Source organism: Vibrio sp. HENC-03 (assembly GCF_000305755.2).
GTDB classification, from domain to species: Bacteria; Pseudomonadota; Gammaproteobacteria; order Enterobacterales; family Vibrionaceae; genus Vibrio; species Vibrio owensii.
Genome location: NZ_JH976133.1, coordinates 64,621 through 91,170 on the forward strand (window position 1 = coordinate 64,621; position 26,550 = coordinate 91,170).

Annotated in this window: 30 protein-coding genes; 11 read left to right on the forward strand and 19 right to left on the reverse strand. The window is 45.1% G+C overall.

The genetic code is table 11. The features are described 5' to 3' along the window. Positions 1–3 precede the first annotated feature (3 nt). From VCHENC03_RS0126325 to VCHENC03_RS00965, 4 genes are read right to left on the reverse strand one after another with little or no spacing between them, the layout of a single operon-like run. On the reverse strand, positions 4–471 hold the full coding sequence (locus VCHENC03_RS0126325; RefSeq protein ID WP_032803141.1) for a serine acetyltransferase: 468 nt from the start codon (positions 469–471) through the stop codon (positions 4–6). Position 472: 1 nt separating this feature from the next. After that, complete coding sequence (locus tag VCHENC03_RS00975; RefSeq protein ID WP_005428216.1) at positions 473–1,198, reverse strand: glycosyltransferase family 25 protein; 726 nt, start codon at positions 1,196–1,198, stop codon at positions 473–475. A 3-nt stretch (positions 1,199–1,201) separates the two neighbouring features. After that, complete coding sequence (locus VCHENC03_RS00970) at positions 1,202–1,918, reverse strand: 3-deoxy-D-manno-octulosonic acid kinase (protein WP_009707932.1); 717 nt, start codon at positions 1,916–1,918, stop codon at positions 1,202–1,204. Between the two features lie 27 nt (positions 1,919–1,945). Then, entirely contained in the window at positions 1,946–2,350 is a 405-nt protein-coding gene (locus VCHENC03_RS00965; protein WP_009707933.1) for a diacylglycerol kinase, read from the reverse strand. A gap of 103 nt (positions 2,351–2,453) precedes the next feature. Here VCHENC03_RS00965 and VCHENC03_RS00960 point away from each other — a divergent pair, with 103 nt between their 5' ends. From VCHENC03_RS00960 to VCHENC03_RS00940, 5 genes are read left to right on the forward strand one after another with little or no spacing between them, the layout of a single operon-like run. Continuing rightward, on the forward strand, positions 2,454–3,509 hold the full coding sequence (locus VCHENC03_RS00960) for a glycosyltransferase family 9 protein (RefSeq protein ID WP_009707934.1): 1,056 nt from the start codon (positions 2,454–2,456) through the stop codon (positions 3,507–3,509). Positions 3,510–3,547: 38 nt separating this feature from the next. Next, complete coding sequence (locus VCHENC03_RS00955; RefSeq protein WP_009707935.1) at positions 3,548–4,330, forward strand: glycosyltransferase family 2 protein; 783 nt, start codon at positions 3,548–3,550, stop codon at positions 4,328–4,330. A gap of 1 nt (position 4,331) precedes the next feature. Next, the gene (locus tag VCHENC03_RS00950; RefSeq protein ID WP_009707936.1) at positions 4,332–5,363 is read left to right on the forward strand and encodes a glycosyltransferase family 4 protein; all 1,032 of its coding nucleotides are present in this window, start codon (positions 4,332–4,334) and stop codon (positions 5,361–5,363) included. Continuing rightward, positions 5,360–5,839: a pantetheine-phosphate adenylyltransferase gene (gene coaD / locus VCHENC03_RS00945; RefSeq protein WP_005428202.1), complete on the forward strand. Its 480-nt coding sequence runs from the start codon at positions 5,360–5,362 to the stop codon at positions 5,837–5,839. Before VCHENC03_RS00950 ends, coaD begins: the two co-directional genes overlap by 4 nt. Then, entirely contained in the window at positions 5,836–6,762 is a 927-nt protein-coding gene (locus VCHENC03_RS00940) for a glycosyl transferase family 90 (RefSeq protein WP_009707937.1), read from the forward strand. Before coaD ends, VCHENC03_RS00940 begins: the two co-directional genes overlap by 4 nt. A gap of 23 nt (positions 6,763–6,785) precedes the next feature. Here the strand turns inward: VCHENC03_RS00940 and mutM are convergent, their stop codons facing one another. From mutM to VCHENC03_RS00910, 6 genes are all read right to left on the reverse strand, one after another. After that, on the reverse strand, positions 6,786–7,595 hold the full coding sequence (gene mutM / locus VCHENC03_RS00935; RefSeq protein WP_009707938.1) for a bifunctional DNA-formamidopyrimidine glycosylase/DNA-(apurinic or apyrimidinic site) lyase: 810 nt from the start codon (positions 7,593–7,595) through the stop codon (positions 6,786–6,788). Between the two features lie 103 nt (positions 7,596–7,698). After that, entirely contained in the window at positions 7,699–8,175 is a 477-nt protein-coding gene (locus VCHENC03_RS00930) for a hypothetical protein (protein ID WP_009707939.1), read from the reverse strand. A gap of 177 nt (positions 8,176–8,352) precedes the next feature. Beyond that, positions 8,353–8,523, reverse strand: coding sequence for a 50S ribosomal protein L33 (rpmG, locus tag VCHENC03_RS00925; RefSeq protein WP_004410866.1), 171 nt, complete (start codon positions 8,521–8,523; stop codon positions 8,353–8,355). A gap of 13 nt (positions 8,524–8,536) precedes the next feature. Next, a complete protein-coding gene (gene rpmB / locus VCHENC03_RS00920) occupies positions 8,537–8,773 on the reverse strand; it encodes a 50S ribosomal protein L28 (RefSeq protein ID WP_005384783.1) in 237 nt (78 codons plus the stop codon). Positions 8,774–9,076: 303 nt separating this feature from the next. Next, positions 9,077–9,751 carry a RadC family protein gene (gene radC / locus VCHENC03_RS00915; RefSeq protein WP_009707940.1) on the reverse strand — a complete coding sequence of 225 codons (675 nt, stop codon included), beginning with the start codon at positions 9,749–9,751 and terminating at the stop codon, positions 9,077–9,079. A gap of 113 nt (positions 9,752–9,864) precedes the next feature. After that, positions 9,865–11,538, reverse strand: coding sequence for a methyl-accepting chemotaxis protein (locus VCHENC03_RS00910; protein ID WP_009707941.1), 1,674 nt, complete (start codon positions 11,536–11,538; stop codon positions 9,865–9,867). A 207-nt stretch (positions 11,539–11,745) separates the two neighbouring features. On the opposite strand from VCHENC03_RS00910, the gene coaBC reads away from it, so the two are divergent. The 3 genes from coaBC to VCHENC03_RS00895 all read left to right on the forward strand — a co-directional run bounded on the left by coaBC (position 11,746) and on the right by VCHENC03_RS00895 (position 14,652). Beyond that, entirely contained in the window at positions 11,746–12,945 is a 1,200-nt protein-coding gene (coaBC, locus tag VCHENC03_RS00905; protein WP_009707942.1) for a bifunctional phosphopantothenoylcysteine decarboxylase/phosphopantothenate--cysteine ligase CoaBC, read from the forward strand. A 160-nt stretch (positions 12,946–13,105) separates the two neighbouring features. Next, the gene (gene slmA / locus VCHENC03_RS00900; RefSeq protein ID WP_005434407.1) at positions 13,106–13,696 is read left to right on the forward strand and encodes a nucleoid occlusion factor SlmA; all 591 of its coding nucleotides are present in this window, start codon (positions 13,106–13,108) and stop codon (positions 13,694–13,696) included. A gap of 5 nt (positions 13,697–13,701) precedes the next feature. After that, the gene (locus VCHENC03_RS00895) at positions 13,702–14,652 is read left to right on the forward strand and encodes a Kdo(2)-lipid IV(A) acyltransferase (RefSeq protein WP_009707943.1); all 951 of its coding nucleotides are present in this window, start codon (positions 13,702–13,704) and stop codon (positions 14,650–14,652) included. A gap of 70 nt (positions 14,653–14,722) precedes the next feature. On the opposite strand, the gene pyrE is transcribed toward VCHENC03_RS00895, so the two are convergent. Both pyrE and rph read right to left on the reverse strand, forming a co-directional pair. Next, positions 14,723–15,364: an orotate phosphoribosyltransferase gene (gene pyrE, locus VCHENC03_RS00890; RefSeq protein ID WP_005379384.1), complete on the reverse strand. Its 642-nt coding sequence runs from the start codon at positions 15,362–15,364 to the stop codon at positions 14,723–14,725. Between the two features lie 240 nt (positions 15,365–15,604). Further along, the gene (rph, locus tag VCHENC03_RS00885; protein WP_005430192.1) at positions 15,605–16,321 is read right to left on the reverse strand and encodes a ribonuclease PH; all 717 of its coding nucleotides are present in this window, start codon (positions 16,319–16,321) and stop codon (positions 15,605–15,607) included. 174 nt (positions 16,322–16,495) lie between these two features. Between rph and VCHENC03_RS00880 the strand changes: the two genes are divergently transcribed. The 3 genes from VCHENC03_RS00880 to VCHENC03_RS00870 all read left to right on the forward strand — a co-directional run bounded on the left by VCHENC03_RS00880 (position 16,496) and on the right by VCHENC03_RS00870 (position 19,571). Further along, positions 16,496–17,362: a YicC/YloC family endoribonuclease gene (locus tag VCHENC03_RS00880; protein WP_005434413.1), complete on the forward strand. Its 867-nt coding sequence runs from the start codon at positions 16,496–16,498 to the stop codon at positions 17,360–17,362. A 127-nt stretch (positions 17,363–17,489) separates the two neighbouring features. After that, positions 17,490–18,908: a winged helix-turn-helix domain-containing protein gene (locus tag VCHENC03_RS00875; protein ID WP_009707944.1), complete on the forward strand. Its 1,419-nt coding sequence runs from the start codon at positions 17,490–17,492 to the stop codon at positions 18,906–18,908. 186 nt (positions 18,909–19,094) lie between these two features. Continuing rightward, positions 19,095–19,571: a hypothetical protein gene (locus VCHENC03_RS00870; RefSeq protein WP_009698961.1), complete on the forward strand. Its 477-nt coding sequence runs from the start codon at positions 19,095–19,097 to the stop codon at positions 19,569–19,571. A gap of 54 nt (positions 19,572–19,625) precedes the next feature. Here VCHENC03_RS00870 and VCHENC03_RS00865 read toward each other — a convergent pair whose 3' ends face one another. From VCHENC03_RS00865 to VCHENC03_RS00840, 7 genes are all read right to left on the reverse strand, one after another. After that, complete coding sequence (locus tag VCHENC03_RS00865) at positions 19,626–20,579, reverse strand: DMT family transporter (protein WP_009707945.1); 954 nt, start codon at positions 20,577–20,579, stop codon at positions 19,626–19,628. Positions 20,580–20,777: 198 nt separating this feature from the next. Beyond that, positions 20,778–21,155: a hypothetical protein gene (locus tag VCHENC03_RS00860; RefSeq protein ID WP_009707946.1), complete on the reverse strand. Its 378-nt coding sequence runs from the start codon at positions 21,153–21,155 to the stop codon at positions 20,778–20,780. A 167-nt stretch (positions 21,156–21,322) separates the two neighbouring features. Next, positions 21,323–21,748, reverse strand: coding sequence for a phosphate-starvation-inducible protein PsiE (locus VCHENC03_RS0126330; protein WP_010650185.1), 426 nt, complete (start codon positions 21,746–21,748; stop codon positions 21,323–21,325). A gap of 150 nt (positions 21,749–21,898) precedes the next feature. Beyond that, positions 21,899–22,738 carry an ABC transporter ATP-binding protein gene (locus tag VCHENC03_RS00855; protein ID WP_009707948.1) on the reverse strand — a complete coding sequence of 280 codons (840 nt, stop codon included), beginning with the start codon at positions 22,736–22,738 and terminating at the stop codon, positions 21,899–21,901. A 36-nt stretch (positions 22,739–22,774) separates the two neighbouring features. Continuing rightward, positions 22,775–23,632 carry an ABC transporter ATP-binding protein gene (locus VCHENC03_RS00850; RefSeq protein ID WP_009707949.1) on the reverse strand — a complete coding sequence of 286 codons (858 nt, stop codon included), beginning with the start codon at positions 23,630–23,632 and terminating at the stop codon, positions 22,775–22,777. 9 nt (positions 23,633–23,641) lie between these two features. Next, positions 23,642–25,468, reverse strand: coding sequence for an extracellular solute-binding protein (locus VCHENC03_RS00845; RefSeq protein ID WP_009707950.1), 1,827 nt, complete (start codon positions 25,466–25,468; stop codon positions 23,642–23,644). A 38-nt stretch (positions 25,469–25,506) separates the two neighbouring features. Then, a complete protein-coding gene (locus tag VCHENC03_RS00840; protein WP_005434430.1) occupies positions 25,507–26,550 on the reverse strand; it encodes an ABC transporter permease in 1,044 nt (347 codons plus the stop codon).

Sequence of the window (26,550 nt, forward strand, 5' to 3'; positions counted from 1 at the left end):
TGCTTAACTTTCTTTTTTATTAGTAATACTTTTATTATTGCCCACTATCGAGCTGTTATCAGCCACGTTTTTTGTGATGACCGAATTTGCTCCAACGTAACAATTCTTACCAATTGAAATCCCGCCAATGATCTTTGCTCCACTACCAATGTAAGTATTTTCTAACACGTGGGCCATCGAGTTATCGGAGTCAAAGTTGCTGCCAATCGTGACTTGTTGATAAATTCGACATCCTTTTTCCACTTTTGCTTGCGAACCGATCACAATTCCACAAGGGTGAGGAAACAATACTGTTGGATGAATGTCGGCTAAATGGCTAACATCACAGTTGTAAACATAAAAAATACGTCTTTGAAAACGCTTGCGTATAAAACGAGAGTGTTGCGTCCCCCAAAACATTAGATCTAATTCGGCACGAAACTTTTTTGAGGGTTCAGACGTAGAAAGCCATTTTATCAATAGTTTAAGCATCCTATTTGACCTTCTTCGGTGGGTTACGAAATAAATGCCACTTACGCCAAAGAGCACACTGAATAGAATACAACTCCCGCGTAAGTCGATTCATTTTATTACTCTTCTCGAGCTTGCCGACACTAGAATCAAAATCTGTTTCATTCTTAACGATACCTGGCATTATGCCTCGGCATGCAACTTCATTTGACCAAAACTGGTCCATGTAATCATCAACAGGCAGTAACCATTCTTGAGCAGATTCAATGAACCTTTTTGCAGCCATTGGGGTGACGAAGTAAGATCGAGTTGCGCCTGGGCCTCGTAAATACTCGACGACATCATGAGATTTATATGAACCAATTTTGACGAATGGCCGTTTGCGTCCATTAACAAATAAACGAACATAACCATATGGTTGGAGCTCGTTGATGTTTTTCATCGAATCATCAAAACATTCTTCTAGTTGAGCATCATCCTCAATGACAACAATCGGCTCATTTAACTCTAGGCACTTTTCCCAAAGCAAATAGTGACTGGCGAAGCACCCCAATTCACCTGGCGTCATTCCATAGCCTTTCACTCTAAGTCTTTTCTCAACGTTGTACTTGCTAAACAGAGGATGCTCGCCTTTACGTCCATCTATTGCATCAAAAAACTCAAAGTCTTGCTCTACACCAGCAAATTGAGCTTCGATATGCGCGCGGCGCTCAACTGCGCTTTCCAAACTAATCACAAACGTACGCATTCTCTATCCTTTATTACTTTGGTGGTAACCGCTTAGCAAACAGTCAAAATCTTGGAGGCTCCACGCAATCGCGCATTTACCTTTTTCTTTATTAAATGAGCGCAATAGTCGCTCTAAGTTCTCTTTAGAAACCTTAGAATCTGTAGATGAAAAGCACTTATCAAAGTCGATAATCCAGACCTTGTCTTGATCATCAATTAAGATGTTATGAATGTTCAAGTCGGTATGGTTCACGTTAGCTCTATGCATCTTGGCAATTTCTTGCCCAACCTTTTGGTACATCACTTCCGGTAATGATTTTTCTTGCAAAATACTGACCAAGTCTCTGGCATTTGGGATTCTTTCGCTTAGAAGATCCGCTTGGTAAGTCAAACCTGTTTTAACTGCTCGCGCGGCAATCGGGCGAGGAACATTAACGCCGGCATCTATCAAAACCTGCAAAAGATTTAACTCCTGAGCACTACGAGTTTGTTCCCAACCAGAAAACCAGTATTGGTCTTTCACAAGTTTGCCGAATAGACCACCTCGGCGATAATGCCGAAGGGCAGCTTGCATAGAGTCGAGTTGAACAAACCAGGTAGTACCCCGACCAGAAGCGTTGCCCAAGATTTTACCTTGTTCTTGCCAATAGTCGGCATCAAACAATGGCAATGCTGGGTCTGAAATGATTTCATCATCAAACCAAATCGTGCAATTACCTTGTTGTGAAGTTTGAATCATATCTTTAATACTCACAGCTAAAGTGATTTAGAGATAAAGACTAAGCAAGATATACAGCCATGTGAATCCAGCGAAACCTAATGCCACCATAACTGCCGCTGACCCTATATCTTTTGCTCGCCCACTCAATTCATGATGTTCGACGCCTACGCGATCCACTACCGCCTCTATCGCGGAATTGATCAACTCAACAATCAAAACAAGAACGACGACACCAAGCATCAAAATGCGTTCTATGACACTCAAGTCAAAAACACACACCAAAACGATAGCAATGGCTAGCATCACAAGCTCTTGTCTAATCGCTGCTTCGTGTTTAAACGCCGCCCTTAAGCCTTTCGCAGAATATCCCGTAGCTTTGATGATGCGCTTTAAACCAGTGTTTCCAGGTTTACCCGAATTTGGAGATTGATATTGTTGGCTATTTGACATTGCGAAGACTCGTCAGTGCTCAGTATAGAAGCGGTGTATTTTACATTTATTGGGGATGTCTGCATAATTTACCTGCATCTATTTATCTGATCAGACAATAACTATGTTCACTTCTACCCCTTCTTCACTCTGTATATTGCGTTTATCTGCAATTGGTGACGTTTGCAATACTATCGCGACGGTTCAAGCGATTCAAAAACAATGGCCTGAGACCCATATCACTTGGATTACTGGCAAACTTGAAGCTCAATTGCTACAAGCGATAGATGACGTTGAAGTGATTGTTTTTGATAAAAAAGCAGGACTTGATGGCTACAAGTCATTGTGGAAGCAACTCAAAGGACGCGAGTTTGATGCCTTGCTTCATATGCAATATGCCATTCGAGCGAGCGTGGCGACGTTGGGTATTAAAGCGAAATACAAACTTGGTTTCTCTTCTGACCGTAGCCAAGACTTTCAAACTTTGTTCACCAATGTCAAAGTCCCTTCACCAAGCTCTTTGCATGTTGCGGATGGTTTAATGGCGTTTGCCAATCAGATTGGAGTACCTCAATCGGAACTATCTTGGTCTTTATCTTACCCCGAAGAGGATAGTACTTGGGCTAAGGCAAAACTAGGTACGGTGCAACCAAACTTGTTATTGGTTCCCGGAGCAAGTAAAGCCTACAAGAACTGGAACGCGAAGGGTTATGTGGATGTCATTAATCATGCGCGAGAGAAAGGCTGGAATGTCATACTAGCGGGCAGTCCTGCAAAGGTGGAAGTTGACCTAGCAAATGAGATTCAAGCTTTGTTGCGTGAACCTTGTTTAAACTTAGTAGGAGAAAGCTCCATCCTACAAATGCTAGCTTTAATTGATACTGTACAGATGGTGATAGCACCAGATACTGGCCCAGCCCACATGGCGAGTGCAATGAACACACCGATTATTGGTTTATATGCCCATCACAATCCCATTCGAGTAGGCCCTTATCGCTTTTTAAAGTATGCCGTATCTGTATATGAAGAAGTGATTCTTGCAGAAACAGGAAAGACTAGCCAAGAATTAAGTTGGCGAACCCGAGCAAAGGATGAAGCCGCAATGAACCGCATTACAAGCGACCGTGTCGTAGCAATGTTCGACCAAGTCGTAGAAGATTTGTATCCACAATATCAGTAAATTATACCTGTAGAAGATTGTTTAAGAAGGAAACTACCTTGTCTAAACCTACCTTAGCCGTCGCGTTGATCGTTAAAAATGAAGAGAAGCATCTAAAAGCTTGTCTAGACACAGTAAAAGATTGGGTCGATGAGATTGTTCTTCTAGATTCAGGTAGTACTGACACCACTGAAGAGATCGCTAGGCAGTATACTGATAAGTTTTATACCAATTTAGAATGGCCTGGGTTTGGCAAGCAACGCCAGCTTGCTCAAGACTATGTGGAATCGGATTTCGTGCTTTGGTTGGATGCCGATGAGCGTGTTACCGATGAATTACGCGAAGACATACTCAACGCAATCAGCCAACACTGCGATAAAAATATTTATCGTGTGAACCGACTGACGACAGCCTTTGCAAAAGAGATTCGTTACTCAGGCTGGTCACCTGATTGGGTTGTACGTTTATACAAAACATCAGAAACGAAATATAACGACGCGCTCGTTCATGAAAGTGTTGTTATTCCCGATGGCTTTAAAGTTGTTTCATTAAATGGTCGTTTGAAGCATTTTACTTATGAAAAGCTTGGTGAGTACACGCGAAAAACCCAACTGTACATGCAATCTTGGGCAGACCAGCGTGAAGGTAAAAAGTCAGCCTCACTTTTTAGTGCATTTACCCATGGTTTCTTCCGTTTCTTCAAAATGTATATTATTAAACGTGGCTTCTTAGATGGTCGACATGGTTTTTTACTCGCCGTACTAAGTGCAAATACAACCTTTACTCGCTATGCAGACCTGTGGCTGCGTGATTACGTCAAAAAACATAATAAAGAGCAATAACATGAACATTTGCCACGTTAACTTAGCTTCTGGATACCATGGTGGCGAGAATCAGACGCTGCAACTCATTAAGCAGCAAGTGAAGCTCGGCTATCAACTGACAGTTGTTGCAAACCCTAAAAGCCCTTTCGCCGATGCGGTAAAAGCGTTAGGTGTTAAAGTGGTATTAGCGAACCACTTTACCAAAGCACACTCAAAATCTATTACTAAGGATTGTGCTCTGATCCATGTGCATGAAGGACGTGCTATTTATTGGGCTCTGATCCAACATATGCTCTACGGCAAACCATATATTGTCACTCGCCGAATCGACAACGCATTGAAAAAGAAATGGTTGGCAAACTTAGCCTATTCGAAAGCCTCCGCTGTGGTAGGTTTAAGTACTGAAATAGTTCAGAGAGTGAAAGACGCTTACCCAACTTCAGTAACCTACAAAATCCCAAGTTCACCGGTGACATACCCTGCTAACGCTGCAACTGTACAAGCAATTAGAGACCGCTTCGCAGGCAAATTTATAGTGATACATGGAGCAAATATGCTGAAACATAAAGGCTTCAATGTCACTGTCGACGCGGCAAGGCTATTAGAAAAGTCCGCACCCTTTGTTCATTTTTGTTTGCTAGGTGATGGCTCAGAGAGAGAGGCTCTTGAGTCTCAAGCACAAGGCCTAACTAACATCAGTTTCGAGGGCAAACAAAGCAATATGGGTAATTGGTTTGCTGCGGCAGATTTGCAGGTTCATCCTTCTTACACAGAGGGGCTGGGCTCTGTCATTTTGGAGGGTATGGGCTCTGGTTTACCTGTTATAGGTACTAATGCAGGTGGTATCCCTGACATTATCGATCACAATTCAAACGGCTTACTTGTTGAACCAGGTAATGCACAAGAGTTGGCGAACGCAATAATGAAGATCGCTCAAGATGAAAAGCTTCAACAAGAATTCATCGCCAATGGGCAAGAGAAACTGAAGTTATTTGATATCAGCTACACTGCTAACCAATACGTAGATGTTTACGAGAAAGTTTTACGATGAAAAAAGTCATTTACCCAGGAACGTTTGACCCAATCACTAACGGTCACCTAGATATCATTACGCGTGCCGCAAACATGTTTGACCAAATTATTATCGGTGTCGCAGCAAGTCCTTCGAAAAAAACACTGTTTAGCCTAGAAGAACGAGTAAAACTCGTTGAAGCATCAACAGCGCACTTAAGCAATGTATCAACCGCTGGTTTTAGTGGCTTACTGGTTGATTTTGCTCGTGAACAAGAAGCAAATGTACTGGTGCGCGGCCTTAGAACAACTGTCGACTTTGAATACGAATTTGGCCTAACGAGCATGTATCGCAAACTGTTACCAGGTGTTGAGAGCGTGTTCCTGACGCCAGCAGAAGAGTATGCTTTTCTCTCTTCTACCATCGTCCGTGAAGTAGCAATCCATGGCGGTGATGTCGAGCAGTTTGTGCCAAAATGTGTTCATACAGCTATCAAAACAAAGGTAGCCAAATGAGCTTCACTAAATTCAAATACTATTCCAGCAACTCATTAATATCGCTCATTCCCGCCTCGCTTTTTCGACTGTATGCCAAAAGAAAGCTAAAGGCATACGACGAGAATGAGCAAAGTGACATTCAAGCTAGAGTCAAATATTACAACAAGATCATAGAGCAATTTGAAGTAGGCAATAAAGGAACTAAAGTCGGTAGTTTTAAGAAAACGAGTGGGACAACATATTACTTCGATTTACTCAAAGTCATTAAAGGCTTTCCGTCAAACTTCGCTTTTCATTACCTCAACGGTGATGTTCGACACGTCCCAGATGAGCCGACATTTGTGAAAAGTCGCCCCATTAGCGACGATAATGGCAACTCAGTAATATTAAAATTAAATGCAATTCGACACTTTTACTTTGTTCGCGATAAATTGTCATTTGAAGCAAAGAAAAATATGGTGGCTTGGCGTGGTGTAGGATTCCAACCACGTAGACAGGTTGTGTTACAGAAATTTCATGATAATCCAATGTGCAATATTGGCCAGACTCGACCTTTAGATGGAAAACCATGGGAGAAAGAGTTTATGTCAATAGAAGAGCAACTTACTTACAAGTTCCTTCTGGCCATTGAAGGAAATGACGTTGCCACCAACCTTAAATGGGCAATGTCCTCAAATTCACTAGTGCTCATGTCGAAGCCAACTTGCGAAACTTGGTTTATGGAGGGTCGCCTCGAAGCGGGCATTCATTATGTTGAAGTTGCGGATGACTACTCTGATTTAATCGAGAAAATGGAGTACTACATCGCGCATCCAGAAGAAGCGGAAAGCATCATCAAAAATGCTCACGCATGGGTCGATCAGTTCCGAGATCAAAAACGCGAGCGTTTAATTTCTTTATTAGTCGCGAAAAAATACTTCGAGAAATCAGGACAAATGTAATCTTGCCGTTCCGCTCTTAAGTTTTACTTCTGACATTCCCCGCAGAAGAAGGTATTGCGTTGGCCTATCTTTTGTTCTTGGAGAGCTTCGCCGCATTCTGGGCATGGCTCTCCGGCTTTTCCGTAAACTAATAACTCTTGTGCGAAGTAACCTGGCTTGCCGTCTGCTTGGGCGAAGTCTTTCAGTGTGGTTCCGCCTTGCTGAATGGCGATCTCTAGCGTGGCTTTGATGTTCTCAACCAGTAATCGCCACTCTTTCTTAGTTAGTTTTCCTGCTGGGCGAGTGGGATGAATGCGTGACTTAAACAAAGATTCGTTGGCGTAGATGTTTCCGACTCCGACGACGATTTTGTTGTCCATGATGAACTGCTTAACCGCAACACGCTTACCTTTGGCTTTCTCTGCTACGTAGTCCGCGTTGAACTCTTCAGTTAAAGGCTCTGGTCCCATATGACCTAAAACGGCATGTGGCTCATTGGGCGCGCTCCACAGCCATGCGCCAAAGCGACGCGGATCGTTGTAGCGCAGCACTTTGCCATTGCTCAGTTTGAGATCCACATGATCGTGCTTTGCTGGAGGAAAATCAGCATCTAACACACGCAATGAGCCCGACATGCCTAAGTGAACAATCGCAGTTCCTTCGTCCGTATCTATCAACAGATACTTAGCGCGGCGACTGATATTACGAATCACCTGCCCTTCTAGCTTTTTAAGCTCTTGAGGGATATCCCAACGCAGTTTCGGGGTTCTGAATACAAATGCCTTGATCGTTTGGCCAATCATATGTGGGCTGATGCCCATTCGGCTTACTTCAACTTCAGGTAATTCAGGCATTTGATTCTCCTTACAACGCTAAGAACTTTGATACTGGGTGGCTAGCATAATCGAAAAAAGCCAAGACAAATACTGGTGACGCAAAGGGTTATTGGCAATAACGTTACTTGGGCATGATGTAATTGCCATCGACAGAAATCGCAATCCATTTCCCTTGCCAGTTTTTAAACAACCAAAAATCGTCAAGGCGATAGAAAGTCACTCGCTGTGGCTCTTCCAAACCTTGATACCAAATTTCGATGCTTTCCGGTGATGATAAGCGCGGCTTTAACTGCTCGTATTGCTCTGGTGTCAGCTCAGTACCTTCCAATGACTGCCAACGAGTCACAAGCTCTTGTACGGGAATATTGGCTCTAATGTTCGATTGCCATTGGCCATTCTGCTTATCTAATTCCCAACCTGCATAGTAGATAGCACTGACGTCATGATCGGAGCGCAGCAAATTTGGATAAGGATCCGTTGGTTCTTCAATAAGATAAGATTTGATCCATGTTGGTGCATTGAGGATCAGCATAAATACGATGATGCCTAGGATAAGAATGTTATTCCAACGACGGCGGCGAGCCGGACTTACACGCATAGTGGTTCCTAATCTCAAGTAGTTAGAGACAAACTATCAAAGCTCATCAATCTTGACTAGAACATCTGTATGCAAACGTGGTGAGGATGGAAATGAAGGAGAGATGGAGGAATTTTAGGTAATAAAAAACCCAACTCGAAAGCTGGGTTTTTCAAATCATCAAAGAGATAAAACCAATTATTTGATTTTAGCTTCTTTGTACATAACGTGCTGGCGTACAACTGGATCAAATTTCTTGATCTCAAATTTGCCTGGCATGTTACGCTTGTTCTTATCAGTTGTGTAGAAGTGGCCTGTACCTGCTGAAGATACTAGACGGATTTTCTCACGAACGCCTTTCTTTGCCATTGCCTATTTCCTCTTAAACGTTTTCGCCACGTGCACGCATATCAGCAAGAACAGTATCAATACCCTTCTTGTCGATGATACGCATACCTTTTGCAGATAGGCGTAGTTTAACAAAACGTTTTTCGCTCTCTACCCAGAAACGATGAGTTTGTAGGTTCGGCAGAAAACGACGCTTAGTAGCATTTCGTGCGTGTGAACGGTTGTTACCCGTTACTGGACGCTTACCAGTTACTTGGCATACTCGTGACATGAATGTCTTCTCCAAAATCGTTTCAGCTCGATATCAACCTTGGTGGCCGAACCTCTCTATTTCTTGGAAAGAAGTTAGAGGTTAAGAACCGCTATGGAAAATCCATACAAGGCTATCAAAGGTCGCGCATTATACTAACTTGATATGCATTGCTCAAGACCCGAACAGATCCTTTTTACAGGTTTTCGTGATCTTTTTTTAGACAGCAGGTTTTTTCTAGCAGTCCAAGCTGAATTCAGTTAAAAATTTAGTGGCGAGGATGATAGCAGATTTTTAGCAACTAACAACCTAAAAAACGCACAGTTATATCCAACCTCTTTCGGCAAAAGAGACGCTTTCCCCATCTCCGATAACGAAATGGTCCAAAATTCGAATATCCACCAGCGCTAAAGCGTCGATTAAACGCCGGGTAATCCTTCTATCTGCTTGGCTAGGTTCCGCCACACCTGACGGGTGGTTGTGAGCCAAAATCAATGCAGCAGCGTTATGGTGCAAGGCGCGTTTGACGACTTCTCTCGGATAAACCGATGCAGCATCGAGTGTTCCTTCAAATAAAATCTCATCTTTTATTACCCGATGTTGGTTATCTAAGAAAAGAATATAAAAAGCCTCTCTTTGTCGGTCTCTTAATATAGAAGAAAGATAAAGTTTGGTTTGTTCTGGGCTGGTTAACGCATCACCACGCTTTAATGTCTCGGCTAAATAGCGTTGCGTCATTTCCAAAACGGCTTGTAACTGCACGTATTTCGCTTGCCCTAGCCCTTTATGTTGGCAAAACTCTTTCTCTGAGGCAGAAAACAACTGGCGAAGCGATCCAAAGTCTTGGATCAGAAAGTCCGCTAATTCGATGACGTTCATACCTTGTGTACCGGTGCGCAGGAAAATAGCCAGTAATTCGGCATCCGACAACGCTTGTGGTCCGCGTTTAAGCAATTTCTCTCTTGGCATGGACTCGTTGGGCAAGGTTTTCAGTGTCATTAGGCGGTTCTCTCTATAAGTGAGCGCCTATTGCACAAAATAAAAAGCGAAAGTCGAACCTGACTTTCGCTTTTTTCGTTAACCACTGCTTTTCTATGTAATCGAGCGATCCATCAAAGCTTGAAGTTTCCAACCAGATCGTGAATTTCAGATCCTGACTTCGACAGTTGAGTACTGATGCCTTCCGCGTGCTGAAGCGTGTCATTAATACGATTCACGATTTGTTGAATCGCCACTAGATTCTGGTTGATGTCTTCGGCAACCGCACTTTGCTCTTCTGCTGCAGAAGCGGTTTGGATACCCATATCTCGAATGGTGCCAATAGAATGATGCACGCCAGACAGCGATTGCTGAATCATAGAGGACTCTTCAACCGTCTTAGCTCCACGCTCTTGGCTCGCCGCCATGGTAGTGACAGCTCTCGATACGCCTGTTTGTAGCTGCTTGAGCATATCGCCGATTTCATGAGTACTGTTCTGCGTTCGACTCGCTAGCGAACGAACCTCATCAGCTACCACTGCAAAACCACGACCTTGTTCACCGGCACGCGCAGCTTCTATCGCTGCATTCAATGCGAGTAAGTTGGTCTGCTCGGCAATTTCACCAATCACATCGAGTACCTTGGTAATTTGCTCGGTTTGTTGACTCAGTTCTGCAATCGCTTCAGAGGTGCTGTTTACTTCATCGACTAACTTGCTAATGCCATCAATCGCTTGATCGACTTCGCGCTGCGCTTCAGTAACTTGTCCGTTCGCATCATCAATCGCCTGTGCCGTAGCATTGGTATTACTCGCGACTTCTTTTGCCGTCATGCTCATTTGCGTTACGGCCGTCACCACCTTATCGGTTTCTAGACAATGGTTTTGCATTTGAGCACTGGCTTGAGAGGTTTGCTGATCCAATTGCCCAGAGACGCTTTGTACTGTATTGGCAGAACGCTGAATGTCCTGCATTAGCGGATGCAGCTTATCCATGAACTCATTAAATGCCGAGGCCACCTCACCGACTTCATCTTTACTTTCGATTTTCAAACGAGCCGTCAAGTCACCGCCACCCGCAGCCACATCTTGTAAAGAAGCGGCAATGTGTTGCAATGGTTGAATGCCTTTCGACACGATAATACTGGTAAGCACGCTAGTGATAATAAGACCAATGACCGAGATGGTTACCGCAGAGAGCGTATGTTCATTCAACTCTTGTGTGCGCAGTTCACGCTGCATCGCCACTTGCTGATCAATATCATCAATATAGATGCCCGTACCCAGCACCCAGTCCCACTTAGACAAGTACTCGGCATAACCTAATTTTGGAGCTTGCGCATCGATGGTTGGTTTATGCCAAGAGAAATAAAGGAAGCCATCGCCGTTCTTAGATGCATCAATCAACCCACCAATCACTGCTACGCCATTTTCATCTTTCAAACCGATAAGGTTTTTACCTTCTAGAGACGGCTTAATCGCGTGCAGCGTGTTGACACCTTTCGAATCATAAGCGAAGAAATAACCGTCACTTTCAAAACGCATCGCTTTGAGAATTTCTTTTGCTGCTTGTTTGTTATTGCCGTTTACGTCCGTATCGTAAAGCGGCTTTATCGCTGTAACCCCCATCATCATGTAGGCTTGCAGCTCTTTCTTGCGTGTATCAATTAACTCTTGTCTATCTCGAGCTAACTCTGCTTCTAAGCTATTACTGCCGTTGATGTAATAGACCACCGAGATCAATGTGGTGATCAACAACAAAGGGATCAGAGTCACCAGCAGCAATTTACTTCGACTTTTCAGCACCATCTTATTCCACTACCTCATTATTGTTATTTTTCCCCTTCTATCTTGCAGAGCGGGCAAAGATTGTCTGTGAAGTAAGCAAAAGTTTTATATAAGGCTCAGCAATTAATATTCTGTAGTTTGATATGGATTAGCTTCTCATCAGATTTGCTTGGGCGATGAGAGATTCAGTTGTGCTAAACTCGTCGCCAGAAAAATTGGAGATCTCACATGCAAACACTAGCAGGAAAGAAAATTCTACTCGGCATCAGTGGCGGTATTGCCGCGTATAAATGTGCGGAGCTAACCCGTCGCCTAATAGAAAGAGGCGCGCAAGTTCAAGTAGTGATGACCAAAGCAGCGAAGGAGTTCATTACTCCCTTAACCATGCAGGCAGTCTCTGGGCGTCCGGTGTCGGACAGCTTGTTAGACCCAGCAGCAGAAGCGTCGATGGGTCACATTGAACTGGCAAAATGGGCAGATTTGGTTCTTCTTGCACCTGCAACCGCAGATTTGATTGCACGTATGTCGGCAGGCATGGGTAATGATTTGCTCACCACGTTAGTACTTGCGACAGATTCACCAGTAGCGGTATCTCCGGCGATGAATCAACAGATGTACCGCAATGTCGCAACTCAAGAAAACATCGCGACACTGGCACGCCGTGGTATGCACATCTGGGGCCCTGCGGCCGGTGAGCAAGCATGTGGCGATGTTGGCCCTGGTCGAATGCTAGAGCCAATGCAGTTAGTGCATCTGTGTGAGCAGTTCTTCCAACCGAAACTATTGGCAGGAAAATCAGTATTGATCACCGCAGGCCCAACTCGTGAAGCGATTGACCCAGTGCGTTACATTTCTAACCACAGCTCAGGAAAGATGGGCTTTGCACTAGCAAATGCAGCAGCACAACTAGGTGCGAAAGTCACACTAGTCAGTGGGCCTGTCAGCTTGAATACGCCAGCAGGTGTTGAGCGTATCAATGTTGCGAGTGCACAAGAGATGCATGATGCAGTAATGGCTCACGCGCCTAGCCACGATGCTTTCATTAGCTGCGCCGCCGTAGCCGATTACCGTCCAGAAAACGTGGCGTCTCAAAAGTTGAAAAAGACCGAAAACAACGATCAGATGACCATCAACATGGTCAAGAATCCTGATATCGTAGCGACCGTCGCCAATATGACTGAGCAACGTCCATTCACAGTTGGTTTTGCAGCAGAGACCAACGACGTAGAAACCTACGCTCGCGGTAAACTGGTAAAGAAAAACCTCGATATGATTTGTGCGAACGATGTTTCTGTTGAAGGCCAAGGTTTTAACAGTAACGACAACGCCATCACTTTATTCTGGCCAGAAGGCGAGCAGGCGTTGGCACTAGAATCCAAAGAAGCGCTAAGTTTCAGAATTTTGGAAAAAATGCACGAATTGATGTAATTGCCATTCGCTTTTCATAGAAAACTGGCACAAATTTGGTACAAACATGACAAGTGAGGGTGTTAAAGCTCCCATTACCTCCTCACTGGTCTAGTTTGATGCCAAAGAGCGTCTTATAATCCCCTCCGCTCAACTTTGTATTTTGAAAGGAAGTAACTAAATGGCCGGCAGTAAAAAATCCAATCGTCGTGAAGAAATCTTGCAAGCTCTCGCGCAGATGCTTGAATCTACAGAAGGTGCTTCACGCATTACTACGGCAAAATTGGCGAAACAGGTCGGTGTTTCAGAAGCGGCACTTTACCGCCACTTCCCAAGTAAAGCTCGCATGTTTGAAGGCTTGATTGAGTTCATTGAAGAAGCACTCATGACACGCATCAACCGTATTTTGGATGATGAGAAAGACACACTAGAGCGCATTCGCATGGTAATGCACCTTATTCTGGCATTCTCCGAACGTAACCCAGGTTTGACACGCATTCTTTCTGGTCATGCTCTAATGTTTGAAAATGAGCGCCTACGCGATCGCATCAACCAACTGTTTGAACGCATCGAAACACAGCTTCGTCAGATCCTGCGTGAACGTAAGATCCGTGAAGGCAAATCGTTCCCAGTGGAAGAGCGCATTTTGGCTGCTCAAATCCTAGGACAAGTTGAAGGCAGCTTGAACCGCTTTGTTCGTAGTGATTTCAAATACCAACCAACCGCGAACTTTGACGAGTATTGGGCACTTCTTAGCGCACAAATTAAGTAGAGATTATGAGTAAAGACAAATTCACTAAGCCGGAGTTTTCTCTTTCCCTTCTCCACCCTCGTAACTGGGGCGTTTGGCTCGGCTTTGGCTTTTTGGCTATCGTGGTCAATATCCTTCCATACCGCATGCTGCTATCGTTAGGTCGCACACTTGGTCGCCTTGGTATGCGTTACGGCAAAGGTCGTGTCCATGTTGCGACACGTAACCTTGAGTTGGCTTTCCCAGATAAAACGCCTGAAGAGATCCAACATATCGTTGAAGAGAACTTCAAAAACACCGGTATGGCGCTGATCGAAACCGGCATCACTTGGTTCTGGCCAACGTGGCGCTTCAAAACTCTGATTATCGAGAAAGATCTGGGTGCGCTGCATGAGAAAAATGCAGAAGGCAAAGGCGTATTGCTGTGCTGCGTGCACGCACTCAATCTTGAAATCACGGCGCGTGCCTTTGCAGTACTTGGCGTGGCGGGTTACGGCGCATTTCGTCCGCACAACAACCCTGCGTACAACTTCATTCAGTACTGGGGGCGCACACACAACGGCAACAAGCTGATTGATCGTAAAGACGTTAAACAGATGATTCGCGTTCTACGTAGCGGTGAGCGTTTGTTCTACTTACCAGACCACGATTATGGTCGTAACAAGTCGGTATTCGTGCCTTTCTTCGCAGTTGAAGACGCTTGTACCACGACAGGCACCAGCATTCTGGCTTACACGTCTAAGTGCTCGATTATTCCGGGCTCTGGCTTCCGTAATGAAGATGGCAAGTATGAAATCATCGCTGATAAGTGCATTGAAGCCGACTACCCGAAAAAAGACGAAGTTGCGGCAGCGGCTTACATGAACACCTTTGTGGAAGAAGTGATTCTGCGTGCACCAGAGCAGTGGATGTGGCTGCACAAGCGCTACAAGACCATGGCTAATGAAACTGCGCCAAAAGGCATTCGCTACAAGTAAGTGATAAAGATAAAAGAAAGGGGCTGATGGATATCCACCAGCCCCTTTTTCTTTAATGATGGAACAACAATTAAATGCCGTATTCTGCGCGGTACGCTTTGACTGCTTCTAGGTGCTCTTTGTCTGTACCTTTCTCTTCAAGGAAAGTCACAAGGTCTGTCAGGCTAACGATTGAGATGATTGCACAACCAAAGTCACGCTCTACTTCTTGAATCGCAGACAGCTCACCTTTGCCTTTTTCTTGACGATCAATCGCAACCAACACACCTGCTAGGTCCGCACCGTTTGCTTGGATGATTTCCATTGATTCGCGAATCGCGGTACCTGCTGTGATTACGTCATCTACTAGCATGATACGACCTTCAAGCGCCGAGCCTACAAGGTTACCGCCTTCGCCGTGGTCTTTTGCTTCTTTACGGTTGAAGCAGTAAGGTGTGTCGATGTCGTGGTGATCCGCTAGCGCTACTGCAGTTGTAGTCGCGATTGGGATACCTTTGTACGCAGGGCCAAACAGTACATCAAACTCAATGCCTGAATCCGCTAGCGCTGCTGCGTAAAAACGACCAAGACGCGCTAGGTCACGACCAGTATTGAAAAGACCAGCGTTAAAGAAGTACGGGCTTTTACGGCCAGATTTCAAAGTAAACTCACCAAACTTAAGAACTTCTTTCTCAAGTGCAAACTCAATAAATTCACGCTGGTATGCTTTCATTATTTTCTCTCTAAATACAGGCTTGGTATCCATATTCCCAAGCAGTTAATAAACACTAATGCGTTATCTCCTAAGTAGATGGATTTACAGCTAGGCAGCAAGTTTTTCTATCCCTATGAGCATAGTCTTCTATGTAAATAGGTCGGACTGGCGTCCCAGTAGAAAAGCGCAGCGAACAACGCTGTAGATTCATATACGACGGAGATAAAAAAATAGCCCCCATAATGGGAGCTATTAAAATCAATTGGCTAACGCCGCCTTCTGCGCTGCGACAATTTCCGTAATGCCGACTTTCGCCGACTCTAGTAGAGCCATCAGCTGCTCGTGACTGAACGGTTCACCTTCTGCGGTGCCCTGAATTTCAATCATCTTGCCTTCTTCTGTCATCACAACGTTCATGTCTGTGTCTGCCGCTGAATCTTCAACGTACTCAAGGTCACACAGAACATCATCACCTAGCAAACCAACTGAAACTGCCGCTACGTGGCCTTTCATTGGGTTTGCTTTTAGCTTGCCGCTATCCACTAGGTGTTGGAACGCATCTGCCATTGCAACGCTTGCGCCGCTGATAGATGCAGTGCGAGTGCCGCCGTCAGCTTGGATAACATCACAGTCAACTGTGATCATAAACTCACCCATCGCTTGCAGATCAACCACAGCGCGTAGGCTGCGTGCGATCAAGCGTTGGATTTCCATTGTACGACCGCCTTGCTTACCGTTCGCTGCTTCACGACGCGTACGCGAGTGAGTTGCACGAGGTAGCATGCCGTATTCAGCCGTTACCCAGCCTTTACCTTGACCTTTTAGCCAACGAGGCACAGATTCTTCAACGGTCGCATTACACAACACTTTGGTGTTACCAAATTCAACTAACACTGAGCCTTCAGCGTAAGCTGTGTAGTTACGAGTAATTTTGATTGGGCGAACTTGATCCGCCTTGCGATCGTTTGGACGCATGGGCATCTACCTTAAGTAATGAGGAGAAGACGATTTGGTTGGGCGCAGATTATAACGGAATCGATTAAATAAAGCTATCTGGACAATCTCGGCTCAGAATAGCAAAGCCACTGCCATCTTGCTGTGCTACTATTGCGGGGTAATTTTCAGCAAATTAGAAGACAGGAAAATTCAATGATTTACAGTATGACAGCGTACGCGCGTAAAGAAGTGAAAGGCGATTGGGGCAGCGCAGTGTGGGAAATCCGCAGTGTAAACCAACGCTACCTAGAAACTTACTTCCGTATGCCAGAGCAGTTCCGTGCTCTTGAACCAGTACTGCGTGAGCGTTTTCGCAAGCGCCTAGCACGCGGCAAAGTAGAATGTAGCCTGCGTTTTGAAGCTAACCCAGCAGCAAAAGCAGAACTAAGCATCAATGAAACACTGGCAAACCAAGTGATCAAAGCCGCTGAGCAAGTGATGCACATGACTGGCGAGCTCAGCCGCATCAACCCATTCCAAGTAATGCAATGGCCTGGTGTGATGGAAACGCCAGAGCAAAACATGGATGAGGTAAATAAAGAGCTGCTTGGTGCTTTTGACGAAGCAATCAGCGAGTTCATCGAAGCGCGTGGCCGTGAAGGCGACAACATGAAAGCGCTTATCGAACAGCGCCTAGAAGCGATCACATCAGAAGTTGTGAAAGTTCGCGCACGCATGCCAGAAATCCTTGAGTGGCAACGTGAGCGTCTGTTCTCGAAGTTTGAAGATGCGAAAGTTGAGCTAGACCCATCTCGCGTAGAGCAAGAACTTATCCTTCTAGCACAGAAATCAGACGTAGCAGAAGAGCTAGACCGTCTTGATTCTCACGTGAAAGAAACCACAAACATCCTGAAGAAAGGTGGCGCAGTCGGTCGTCGTCTAGATTTCATGATGCAAGAGTTCAACCGTGAATCGAACACACTAGCGTCAAAATCTATCAGCACAGACATCACCGCATCAGGTGTTGAACTGAAAGTTCTGATTGAGCAAATGCGCGAACAAATTCAAAACATCGAATAATAAAAGGCCTCGATGAGATATCTAAAGAGCCTCGCACTGCGGGGCTTTTTATTTGCTGATGCTTCACTTGCTTCCTATATATAAAACCAATAATCTTGTGTGGTTACTTCTAAACCATTGAATCGCTATGACTCGTCCGCATTGCTTTGTCCTGCAACATGACTCTCCTATTTCTTTCTACCCTGACAAAAATCAGTTGATGATTGATAGTGAGGAGATTCATTTAGAGCCATTGCAAGCTAGATTGCTGAGCTACTTTATCGAGAACCGTGGGAAAGTACTGAGTCCCCAACAAATCGCCGATGATGTCTGGCAAAGGACGCAAGTTTCCGACAACTTGGTGAGACAAGTCATTAGTCTACTGCGCAGTCAGCTTCAGGACAAAACGCGTCCGTATCGCATCATTCAGACCATTCCTAAGCAAGGTTACTTATTTGATATCGAAGTGACTGAGCAAAACATAACGCGCACTCCAATCCCTGAAGAATCCACTCCTCTTACTCATACCGCCAAGCCTAAAAACAAGCGTATGGGTTTAGCTGTAGCGGCAATCCTGACTGTTGGAATTATTGCGGCTTGGGCAGTACAAAATGGTGACACCACTGATGACACAACGGTGATAACAGCACAACAAAGTGACGTAGTGCCCGTTTATATTCATGATATTACGCTTGATTCCACCAGCGACTTTGAAATGGCAGAAAGCGTATATAACTATCTCTTCTATGGATTAAATTCAGCCAAAAACCTATCCGGTTATCACTATTCTCAGTTATCCCAACAAAGTAAGCAGTCTCTTGCCAACCACGGTGTTGAGCTCAAAAGCTGGATTAAGAAAGTAGATGGCAATTATGTGCTTAGCGTCTTGGTGCAAAACAACCATCAACCCAACCAGAGCCAAAAGGTTGAAAAGACCTTTAATCAAGATAATTTCTTCGATGCTATAGGCGATGTGATTTTAGAAATCAAAGCCATCATTGCACCAATGAGTTCCGATTACGAAGTGGCTAGCCACCGCGTGACGTCCATCAGTAACTATGACGATTGGAAAGTGATCTCTGAAGGGATTTCTCTTTTCTATCAAGGTAAAGGGGGTCCCGCTTTTTCGGATATTGCTCAGCAGCTTAATGCGATTCAACAACAAGGGCGAGACAGCTATTTGGTCAGCGCTTTGTTGTCTTACTCTGAATCTTTAGCTTACTTACGCGAGCACAAACAAGAAGACCGAGAACAAGCACTTCACTCAGCTAAGCAGGCGTTCGAACTGAACCCACGTTGTGATATTGCCAACCTCACTTTGGGGCTTGCTTTGCTTATCAACCAGCACCCTAATCAAGCCTTCCCGTACTTGTTTTATGCAGCAGAAAGTACGCCAAGTCCAATCAGTTTTTACTTGCTCAGTGTGGCTGACAAACTCGCAGATAACCCAAAAGGTTCGCAATACAATTACCAACGCTATACTGAGATGAAAAAAGAACATAATGGGCAACTGTTTGATCTTATTGAATCTTCACAAAAAGCAAACCTATTCCAAACAGCAGAATAGCCTCAAATAAGCCAGAACGAAAAATCGCTGCTCTCGCCTATTGTTAAGTCAGCCTCCCCAATACTGATGGGTATTCTGGATGTTTGATTTTTGTTTGGAGTTCAACTCGCTTGCCTTGCATCAAGCGTAAAAAACGCGCCTTCCACATACTTGTAAACCAAATCATTCATTTCTTGGGATACACACATGTTGAAGAAGTTTGCTTTTCAGATCATTCCAATCCAGATCTTTCTGTTCGTCTTTTGGTTCAAAAATGGCTTTATCGATAAAGTGATGGGCGTGCTACTTGGTATCATAACGCCTGACACCGCCTATGCAGGTGATACTTGGGCTGGCTGGAAAGGTTATATCGTTGGAACGTGGGATAAGAGCCAAGTCGGTCATGCACTGCTGAGCCCAACGTTTGACTTTATGTTCCCGATTCTCATTGCTTTGCAGTGCTTACCGTTTTTATTGGTGATTCGCTCGGTGCTGGCAGGTGAGTTTATGGCTGGTAAAGAGCGCCCTTGGCTACTCTATGCGGCTTTTGCATCTCTGTTCGTAACGGGTTGTATGGCTTTCACCCAAACCATTACAGGTGCAAGTGATGGACAATATCTATGGCAATTTATTGGCTTTAGCATGGTTGCCATCATGTATCTTCGTAACGAGCAAGGTAAATAGCATTACGCCAAAAGCCCCAACTAAATGGGGCTTTTTCATGATGTTTAGCCTATGTTAGGCATTGATATTCTTCATACAATGCTCACATAGCACAGGCTTTTGCTCTGCAGACTTGAAGCGAAAACGCTGCCAGAAAGTAGGCTCAGCTTTAGTCACAAAAATACCGCCCAATAATGGCAGCAACAGAGCGACAGAAACCAACGATAAACTGTTACCCGCAATCCATGTTGAAAGGCTAAGCGCAATCAACGGGAAAAACAGAAAACAGATCGAGGCGGTAAACGGCGTCGACACTTGTCCAAGCTTAAAGTACGCCACAATGCCACCGACGCTGGCAAACATACCGAGATAAATCACAGCGGTAATCGAATCCATCGAGAACTGAGAAAGATCCGGCTGTTCGACGATCAGTGAGGTGATAAAGAGCAACGCTGAGGCAACAAAGCTTGGAAAGGCGTTGTAAGTCAGCACTGGAATGCCTTTACAGAACTTTTCAACAAACACGTACATCACCGAATGAATCGCGACCGCCCCACCTAAAGCGAGAAAGCCTAGCAGGTAATCCTCTCCACCCAAACTCATCTCTTTCGCTAGGATCAAAACTAAGCTCAACACCGCGACTAAAAGACCAGCAATCTGAGATTTACGTAACCTAAGTCCAAGGAACAGGCTTGATGTCACCATCACCGCAATCGGCATGTTGGCGAAGATGATCGAAGCAAGACCCGATGAAATGTATTGTTCACCAAAAATCATCAAGGTAAACGGAATCGCGAAATAGAAAATCGCAACGACGAACATCCAGAACACTTTGCCTTTCGGGAAGAACAGAGGTTGTTTGAGGTGTTTCGCCAACATGATTAATAGCGGCGCAGCTATCAGGAAGCGCAGGCCGGTCGCAAAGATGGGCGGAATAGTTTGCACAGCCACTTCCATCGCAAACCACGTGGTGCCCCAAATCAAACACACAGACACAAACAAGATAATTGGTAGATGCTTATACGTCATGGCGACCTCCCGCTTGTCGGTTGATAACAAGGTTTGGTAGGTACGCAGCAAGGTGCTCGGTACGAGCAATTAGATTGGTTTTCATTTTTCATTCCCATCACAGGATGGTGCAAATAGAAAGCTATTCACACGCATAACAAATTCACACGACAATTCGTGCAGTAACATTGTTGGCAGCGAAACGCTGCGAGATAGGAATTAAGCTATCGGAGGACGATAGTGAGAGTGCATATCTGCACTGGTGTAGAGCGCGGCTTTGCTTACCGCCAACTCATCTCGGAATGGAGCTTCATAAGATCTTGGTTGAGTTTCGACAACAGCCGTACCCGATGCGTGACCATGGGAACAACACTGCTTCTCAAAACATGTTCCGCCCGGCTCGCAACACCCCGGCTCACTCTTTTCTGCCGAGCTAAAGGTCAAATCACAAAAACTGATATGCAAAGACTCTGTTGCTGATGCAATGTGATTTGCTGCGCTTGATGGCGTTTCTGCACGAGCAATACCGCTTGAAAGCGCAAATGCAATCAAGACACTCAGCAGAAAATACATTGTCGATGTGCATTTCGCTAGCATCACAATCTCTCATCAAAGCAGTTATAAAGGGTTAGCGTGAAGATACTCATCAACAAGACAAGAAACAAGATGGCTTGAGATGACTTTACACTTTTTTACCCCCACGCCATCAAGGTGTGATTTCCCTTCACACAAAAACAAAGCCTCGCATTAGGCGAGGCTTCACGTTATTCGTCTTTTTCAGCGGTTTGATTATCTATATACGGCCAATAATGATGGCCTACTCGAATAACCAAGGTTGCCGCCGCCAAGATAAACGCGGCTAACGAGAGCCATACAATCATCACCGAATCGAGCTCTTTCATACCAAGTGTGATGTAGCGAGCAATCGCCATCATGGCAATGTAGATCGGGTATCGAACCGGTATCTTACCGTTCATCACGAACTGCCCAACCATAGCGAGCACTTCCAGATAGATGAACATTAATAAGATGTCATCGAGTGCAACACGCTTCTGGACGTAAATGTGGACAAACTCTTCCACCATCGCCCACACAGTTGCCAGAGTAATGGCGACCAAAAGCACAGCTTCGAGCAGATGAAAGACTTTCAGAAAGGGACGACTGAATGATTTAGGTAAATGCGACGGCATGGTCAACTATCCAAACAAATCAAAGGAATAAGTTTGCAGTGTAGCACGCTATTTTAAAGAAGCTGAAGACAGAAAATCATCGGAAATAAAAACGCTCCAACTAAGTGGAGCGCTTTTATCTTATAAGTTGGTTTTATTTGGATGGTGGCGTTACGCCACTTGCTGCTTTTTTTCTGCCAAGCGCTTTTTCTTACGATACTTAGGATGCGTGATTGGAATCGCCGACAACAGCTTCTTGGTGTAATCGTTCTGAGGGTTCGCGTAAATTTCTTTCGCGTTACCCGCTTCCACGACTTTGCCAAAGTACATCACCGCAACCTTATCAGACACATGCTTCACGACAGACAAGTCATGCGAGATAAAGATAATCGCAAGGTTCATCTCTTGTTGCAGTTGCAATAGCAGGTTTAGGATTTGCGCTTGAACCGATACGTCCAATGCTGACACCGACTCATCACAAATCAGTAATTTAGGCTTCAGGGCAATCGCACGAGCAATACCAATACGTTGGCGCTGACCACCGGAGAACTCATGCGGATAGCGGTTTACCGCAGTTTCTGGCAAGCCAACTTTAACAAGTAGCTCTTTCACCCACTGTTTGCGCTCTGCAGACGTACCGATGTTGTGAATCACGTACGGCTCTTCGAGAATCATGCCGATAGTATGGCGTTGGTTTAGCGATTCCATTGGGTCTTGGAAGACAATCTGCATGTCTTTACGCAATGAACGCATTTGCTTCACAGACAATTTGGTGATGTCTTTGCCTTCAAAGAAAATTTTACCTTCAGTTGGCTCGTACAATTTCAAAATAGTACGACCTAGGGTACTTTTACCACAGCCTGATTCACCTACTAGGCCAAGAGTTTCCCCCTCACCTACTGATAGCGACACACCATCAACGGCTTTAATGGTGTAGCCTTTCTTAAACAGTCCCTTACCAGATACAAAGTGCTGCTTAAGATCTTCAATTCTTAATACTTCTTTTGCCATAACATCCTCTTTTATGACTTGTTCACTTTGCACCAGTTAGCTAGCAAACATACTGGCATCGATCGGTTTAATGTCGATCATCTGCTTAGGCTCATTATCTAAGCTTGGCATCAAGCCCATCAAACGTTCTGTATATGGGTGCTGTGGGTTATCAAACAGCTCGAAAATCTCGGCCTTTTCCACAATACGACCGCCATACATCACGGCAACGTCATCACACACTTCCGCAACGACACCAAGATCGTGAGTAATGAAGATCATCGCCATGCCCGTCTCTTCTTGAAGCTCGTTCATTAGTTCAAGGATAGACGCCTGAACCGTTACATCCAGTGCAGTGGTTGGCTCATCACAGATTAGAATGTCGGGTTTACACGCCAATGCCATCGCAATCATCACACGCTGACGCATGCCGCCGGATAGATTATGCGGGTACTCGTTCAAGCGTTTCTCCGGCATCGGAATTTTTACTTTCGCCAGCATTTCAACGGCGTAAGATTCGCGCGCTTTTTTATCCAATTCAGGACGGTGCAGCTCTAGCACTTCGCAAAGCTGACGACCAATTGAATGCACTGGGTTCAGCGCCGTCATTGGGTCTTGGAAGATAATTGAAATGCGGTCACCGCGCATAGCGTACATTTCTTCTGCTGGTAGCGTGACCAAGTTCGTGCCACGGTAATCAATCTCACCATTAACGATATTACCGTAAGGTTTCGGCAGCAAACCCATGATGGACATGGAGGTGACACTCTTACCACTACCGGACTCACCTACAAGACCAAGGGTACGCCCAGCGCGAACATCAAAGTTCACGCCATGCAGCACTTTTACCGGACCATCGTCCGTGGTGAACTCAACTTCTAGATCTTTAACACTCAAGATTACATCGTTTTCCATAACACATCCTTACAACTTGTACGTGTCATCAACGACAACAACCGGTTCAAAAGTCTTACCCGACTTCATTGCCTTCTGGGTTTCTTTCTTGATGTCTTTATCAATCCAGTAAGTACCATCACCAATAATGCCGCCACTAAATAGTGCTTCGGTCATACGGTTCATTGGTTTCTCTGGCAATTTCAACCAACGCCAATGGCCGTAACGAACGTAAGGCACCATGTAACCCGGAACAATCACATGTGCATCAATGATGTCACGTTGGATTTCATGACCTAGTTGGATCTTCTTATCCATGTCCATGTTGAAACGGTACTCAATGATTTTCTCATCAAGTTCTGGTGTGCTGTAGTTCGTGAAAGAGTTAGTTTGTGGCTTATTGGCATTCACTGAGTGGAAGTATTCCCAATACGTTGGGATCTCAGAAGTGCCCATATCTAGGAACGCTAAATCGTGCTTTTTCTCACGTACGTACTTAAACATTGATGAGCCATCGATCAGCTTAAGTTCGATGTCCAAACCGGCCAACTTCGCTTGTTCACGCACAAATGCAATACGAGGCGTGTGCACTGGCGTTGCGTAGGTCAACTCGAAGCTCAAACGCTGGCCTTTGTCGTTAACACGGATACCGTCGGAACCAATCTTATCGAAACCAGCTGCTGCAAACGCCTCTGCCGCTTTTTCTGGATCAAACTTTGGTGCTTTCGCGTCTGGCAGTGTGTATTTACCATGCCCGTAGCCTGTTGGGTTTGGCTTACGACTGTAGTCACCGCGCATGATGTTTTCGATCATGCCATCAAAGTCGATCGCGTAAGTGATGCCTTTACGAATGTTTAAGTCATCCAATAATGGCATCGCGGTATTCATCCAAACGCCGCCAGCGCCTACAGGGTATTGGTTGTAGCCCCAAAACTTCTGAATGTAGCCCTTTTGGTAAGGCGCAGTATCAGACTTATCGTGCCAAAGGTTAGGTAAAACCAAGCCAAATGAATCTAGGCTGCCCTTTTCAAAGTGCTTCTTGGCAATGTCGTTATCACGAATAACCGTGATGCGAATCTTGTCGACGTTATAACGGTTCTCATAGTACTTATTGGTGTATCCCCACCAATCTTCGCCAACGTGCTTAAAGGTAACACTCTTACCTTTTTTGATATCAGCTAGATAGTAAGCGCTAGTGGTTGGCTCACTTTTGAAGTTGTAGTAACGAACGAAGTCATCATGAATACCATCGCCGTTTTCATCTTTCTTAGGGTTGGCATAGAAGTGAGCAGGACGAGGACGCAGCGCCCCCATTCTTAACAACAGCTCTTCAGGGTTAAGTTCTTTCGCTGCTTTCACCGCAAACGTTAGGTCATCAAACTTAATCACATCTTCAACAGTCTTGTTGTAGTAGTCGTTGTACCAAGGCTCGAGAATGTCTTTCGAGCGGTAGAACTTCAACATAAAGACAAAGTCGTCGGCAGTAACAGGTTTACCATCCGACCATTTTGCTTCTGGATTCAGTTTGAAATAAACGGTTTTGTTATCACCCGCTAACGCCCACTCATTCGCTAACTCTGGGATGAATTCCAGAGTATCTGGGTGACGTACCACCAAGCCCGGTGTTTCATCCAAGATATAAGAACGTAAACCTGAGTTCGCATCAGGGCCAACGCTGCGCAAAGTCTGCGGAAAGCTCGACATATACGCTCGGAAAGTACCACCGCGTTTTGCTTCAGGAGAGCCGTATTGAGGCTCATCCCAGTTTGTTTGCCAGTTTAAGTCAGTCGGAAGCGTTGCTGACATCGCACCAAAACTCAGGGCGCTCAGCGTTGACGCTAGTAATAATTTTTTCATAAAACTTCCCTTTTTTATGTTTTGCTCACAATGCTTGCTTAAACATAGCGTGTGAATTTTTTCGGGTCGAATGCCGCTCGGATTGCTTCGCCGATGAAGGTCACCATCACCAATACCAGTACGATAGAGCTTACTACTGAAGAAACAATCCATGGCGAGTCTAAGTTTGACTTACCTTGTTGTAGCAACTCACCCCAACTTGGCGTTGGTGGCATCAAACCAAGACCTAGGTAATCAAGAGCGGTCAGAGCGGTGATGTTGGCTGCAATGGTAAACGGTGCAAGTGTCACGATCATTACCATGGTGTTTGGCAGAATGTGGTTAAACAAGATGCGCCCAGTCGATGCACCTAATGCACGGGCCGCCATTACGTATTCACGCGCCGACTCTTTATAGGTCATGGTACGCATGTACCAGGTCATCCCCATCCACCCAAAGAGTACGTTAATACCGACGAACAGAGTAAAGGTTGGTTGCACTATCGAGACGAGGATCATGATGACGTATAGGAAAGGCACCATTGACCAGACCTCGATCAAACGCTGAACAAATAAGTCGAACTTGCCACCCCAGAACCCCATCGCACAGCCTACGGCAGTACCAATCGCGTACGAGATCGCCATTGTAAGTAGCGCAAATCCCATCGCAGTACGGAAGCCGTAAACCAATCGAGCTAAGATGTCTCGCCCAATCACATCAGTGCCTAGGTAGTGCTTATCTTCGGCACTTGGCGCTGTCGGTGGGAAATCACCACTAAAGTCTTGCTCGTATGGGTTCCAAGGAACAATCGGTAGAATAACGAAGTTATCGCCGCCTTCCGCTTCAAATACTTTCTGCAGCTCTCGATAATCGGCCTCACTTGAAGACGCTTGGCCAAACTCGCTACCTAGACGTACATCGCTTACGACCGGAAAGTAATAACTGCCATCGTATTTAACGACCAAAGCTTTACTGTTGATCAACAGTTCAGCAAACAGAGACAGGATCAACATGGTTGATAAGATCAAAAACGACCAGTAACCACGTTTGATTTCTTTAAAGTGACGGATTTTCTTTTGAGTTAACGGGCTCACTTTAATCAT

Excerpts from the sequence above, each read along its gene's own strand:
- pyrE (WP_005379384.1), bottom strand. The coding sequence starts at position 15,364 with ATGAAAGCATACCAGCGTGAATTTATTGAGTTTGCACTTGAGAAAGAA.
- VCHENC03_RS00875 (WP_009707944.1), top strand. The coding sequence starts at position 17,490 with ATGACTCGTCCGCATTGCTTTGTCCTGCAACATGACTCTCCTATTTCT.
- VCHENC03_RS00965 (WP_009707933.1), bottom strand. The coding sequence starts at position 2,350 with ATGTCAAATAGCCAACAATATCAATCTCCAAATTCGGGTAAACCTGGA.
- mutM (WP_009707938.1), bottom strand. The coding sequence starts at position 7,595 with ATGCCTGAATTACCTGAAGTTGAAGTAAGCCGAATGGGCATCAGCCCA.
- VCHENC03_RS00850 (WP_009707949.1), bottom strand. The coding sequence starts at position 23,632 with ATGGAAAACGATGTAATCTTGAGTGTTAAAGATCTAGAAGTTGAGTTC.
- VCHENC03_RS00840 (WP_005434430.1), bottom strand. The coding sequence starts at position 26,550 with ATGATTAAAGTGAGCCCGTTAACTCAAAAGAAAATCCGTCACTTTAAA.
- VCHENC03_RS00975 (WP_005428216.1), bottom strand. The coding sequence starts at position 1,198 with ATGCGTACGTTTGTGATTAGTTTGGAAAGCGCAGTTGAGCGCCGCGCG.
- VCHENC03_RS00880 (WP_005434413.1), top strand. The coding sequence starts at position 16,496 with ATGATTTACAGTATGACAGCGTACGCGCGTAAAGAAGTGAAAGGCGAT.
- VCHENC03_RS00895 (WP_009707943.1), top strand. The coding sequence starts at position 13,702 with ATGAGTAAAGACAAATTCACTAAGCCGGAGTTTTCTCTTTCCCTTCTC.
- VCHENC03_RS00870 (WP_009698961.1), top strand. The coding sequence starts at position 19,095 with ATGTTGAAGAAGTTTGCTTTTCAGATCATTCCAATCCAGATCTTTCTG.
- radC (WP_009707940.1), bottom strand. The coding sequence starts at position 9,751 with ATGACACTGAAAACCTTGCCCAACGAGTCCATGCCAAGAGAGAAATTG.
- VCHENC03_RS00845 (WP_009707950.1), bottom strand. The coding sequence starts at position 25,468 with ATGAAAAAATTATTACTAGCGTCAACGCTGAGCGCCCTGAGTTTTGGT.
- VCHENC03_RS00960 (WP_009707934.1), top strand. The coding sequence starts at position 2,454 with ATGTTCACTTCTACCCCTTCTTCACTCTGTATATTGCGTTTATCTGCA.
- VCHENC03_RS00970 (WP_009707932.1), bottom strand. The coding sequence starts at position 1,918 with ATGATTCAAACTTCACAACAAGGTAATTGCACGATTTGGTTTGATGAT.
- rpmB (WP_005384783.1), bottom strand. The coding sequence starts at position 8,773 with ATGTCACGAGTATGCCAAGTAACTGGTAAGCGTCCAGTAACGGGTAAC.
- VCHENC03_RS0126330 (WP_010650185.1), bottom strand. The coding sequence starts at position 21,748 with ATGCCGTCGCATTTACCTAAATCATTCAGTCGTCCCTTTCTGAAAGTC.
- VCHENC03_RS00865 (WP_009707945.1), bottom strand. The coding sequence starts at position 20,579 with ATGACGTATAAGCATCTACCAATTATCTTGTTTGTGTCTGTGTGTTTG.
- slmA (WP_005434407.1), top strand. The coding sequence starts at position 13,106 with ATGGCCGGCAGTAAAAAATCCAATCGTCGTGAAGAAATCTTGCAAGCT.
- VCHENC03_RS00930 (WP_009707939.1), bottom strand. The coding sequence starts at position 8,175 with ATGCGTGTAAGTCCGGCTCGCCGCCGTCGTTGGAATAACATTCTTATC.
- VCHENC03_RS00860 (WP_009707946.1), bottom strand. The coding sequence starts at position 21,155 with ATGCTAGCGAAATGCACATCGACAATGTATTTTCTGCTGAGTGTCTTG.
- VCHENC03_RS00855 (WP_009707948.1), bottom strand. The coding sequence starts at position 22,738 with ATGGCAAAAGAAGTATTAAGAATTGAAGATCTTAAGCAGCACTTTGTA.
- coaBC (WP_009707942.1), top strand. The coding sequence starts at position 11,746 with ATGCAAACACTAGCAGGAAAGAAAATTCTACTCGGCATCAGTGGCGGT.
- VCHENC03_RS00950 (WP_009707936.1), top strand. The coding sequence starts at position 4,332 with ATGAACATTTGCCACGTTAACTTAGCTTCTGGATACCATGGTGGCGAG.
- VCHENC03_RS00910 (WP_009707941.1), bottom strand. The coding sequence starts at position 11,538 with ATGGTGCTGAAAAGTCGAAGTAAATTGCTGCTGGTGACTCTGATCCCT.
- VCHENC03_RS00940 (WP_009707937.1), top strand. The coding sequence starts at position 5,836 with ATGAGCTTCACTAAATTCAAATACTATTCCAGCAACTCATTAATATCG.
- rph (WP_005430192.1), bottom strand. The coding sequence starts at position 16,321 with ATGCGTCCAAACGATCGCAAGGCGGATCAAGTTCGCCCAATCAAAATT.
- rpmG (WP_004410866.1), bottom strand. The coding sequence starts at position 8,523 with ATGGCAAAGAAAGGCGTTCGTGAGAAAATCCGTCTAGTATCTTCAGCA.
- VCHENC03_RS0126325 (WP_032803141.1), bottom strand. The coding sequence starts at position 471 with ATGCTTAAACTATTGATAAAATGGCTTTCTACGTCTGAACCCTCAAAA.
- coaD (WP_005428202.1), top strand. The coding sequence starts at position 5,360 with ATGAAAAAAGTCATTTACCCAGGAACGTTTGACCCAATCACTAACGGT.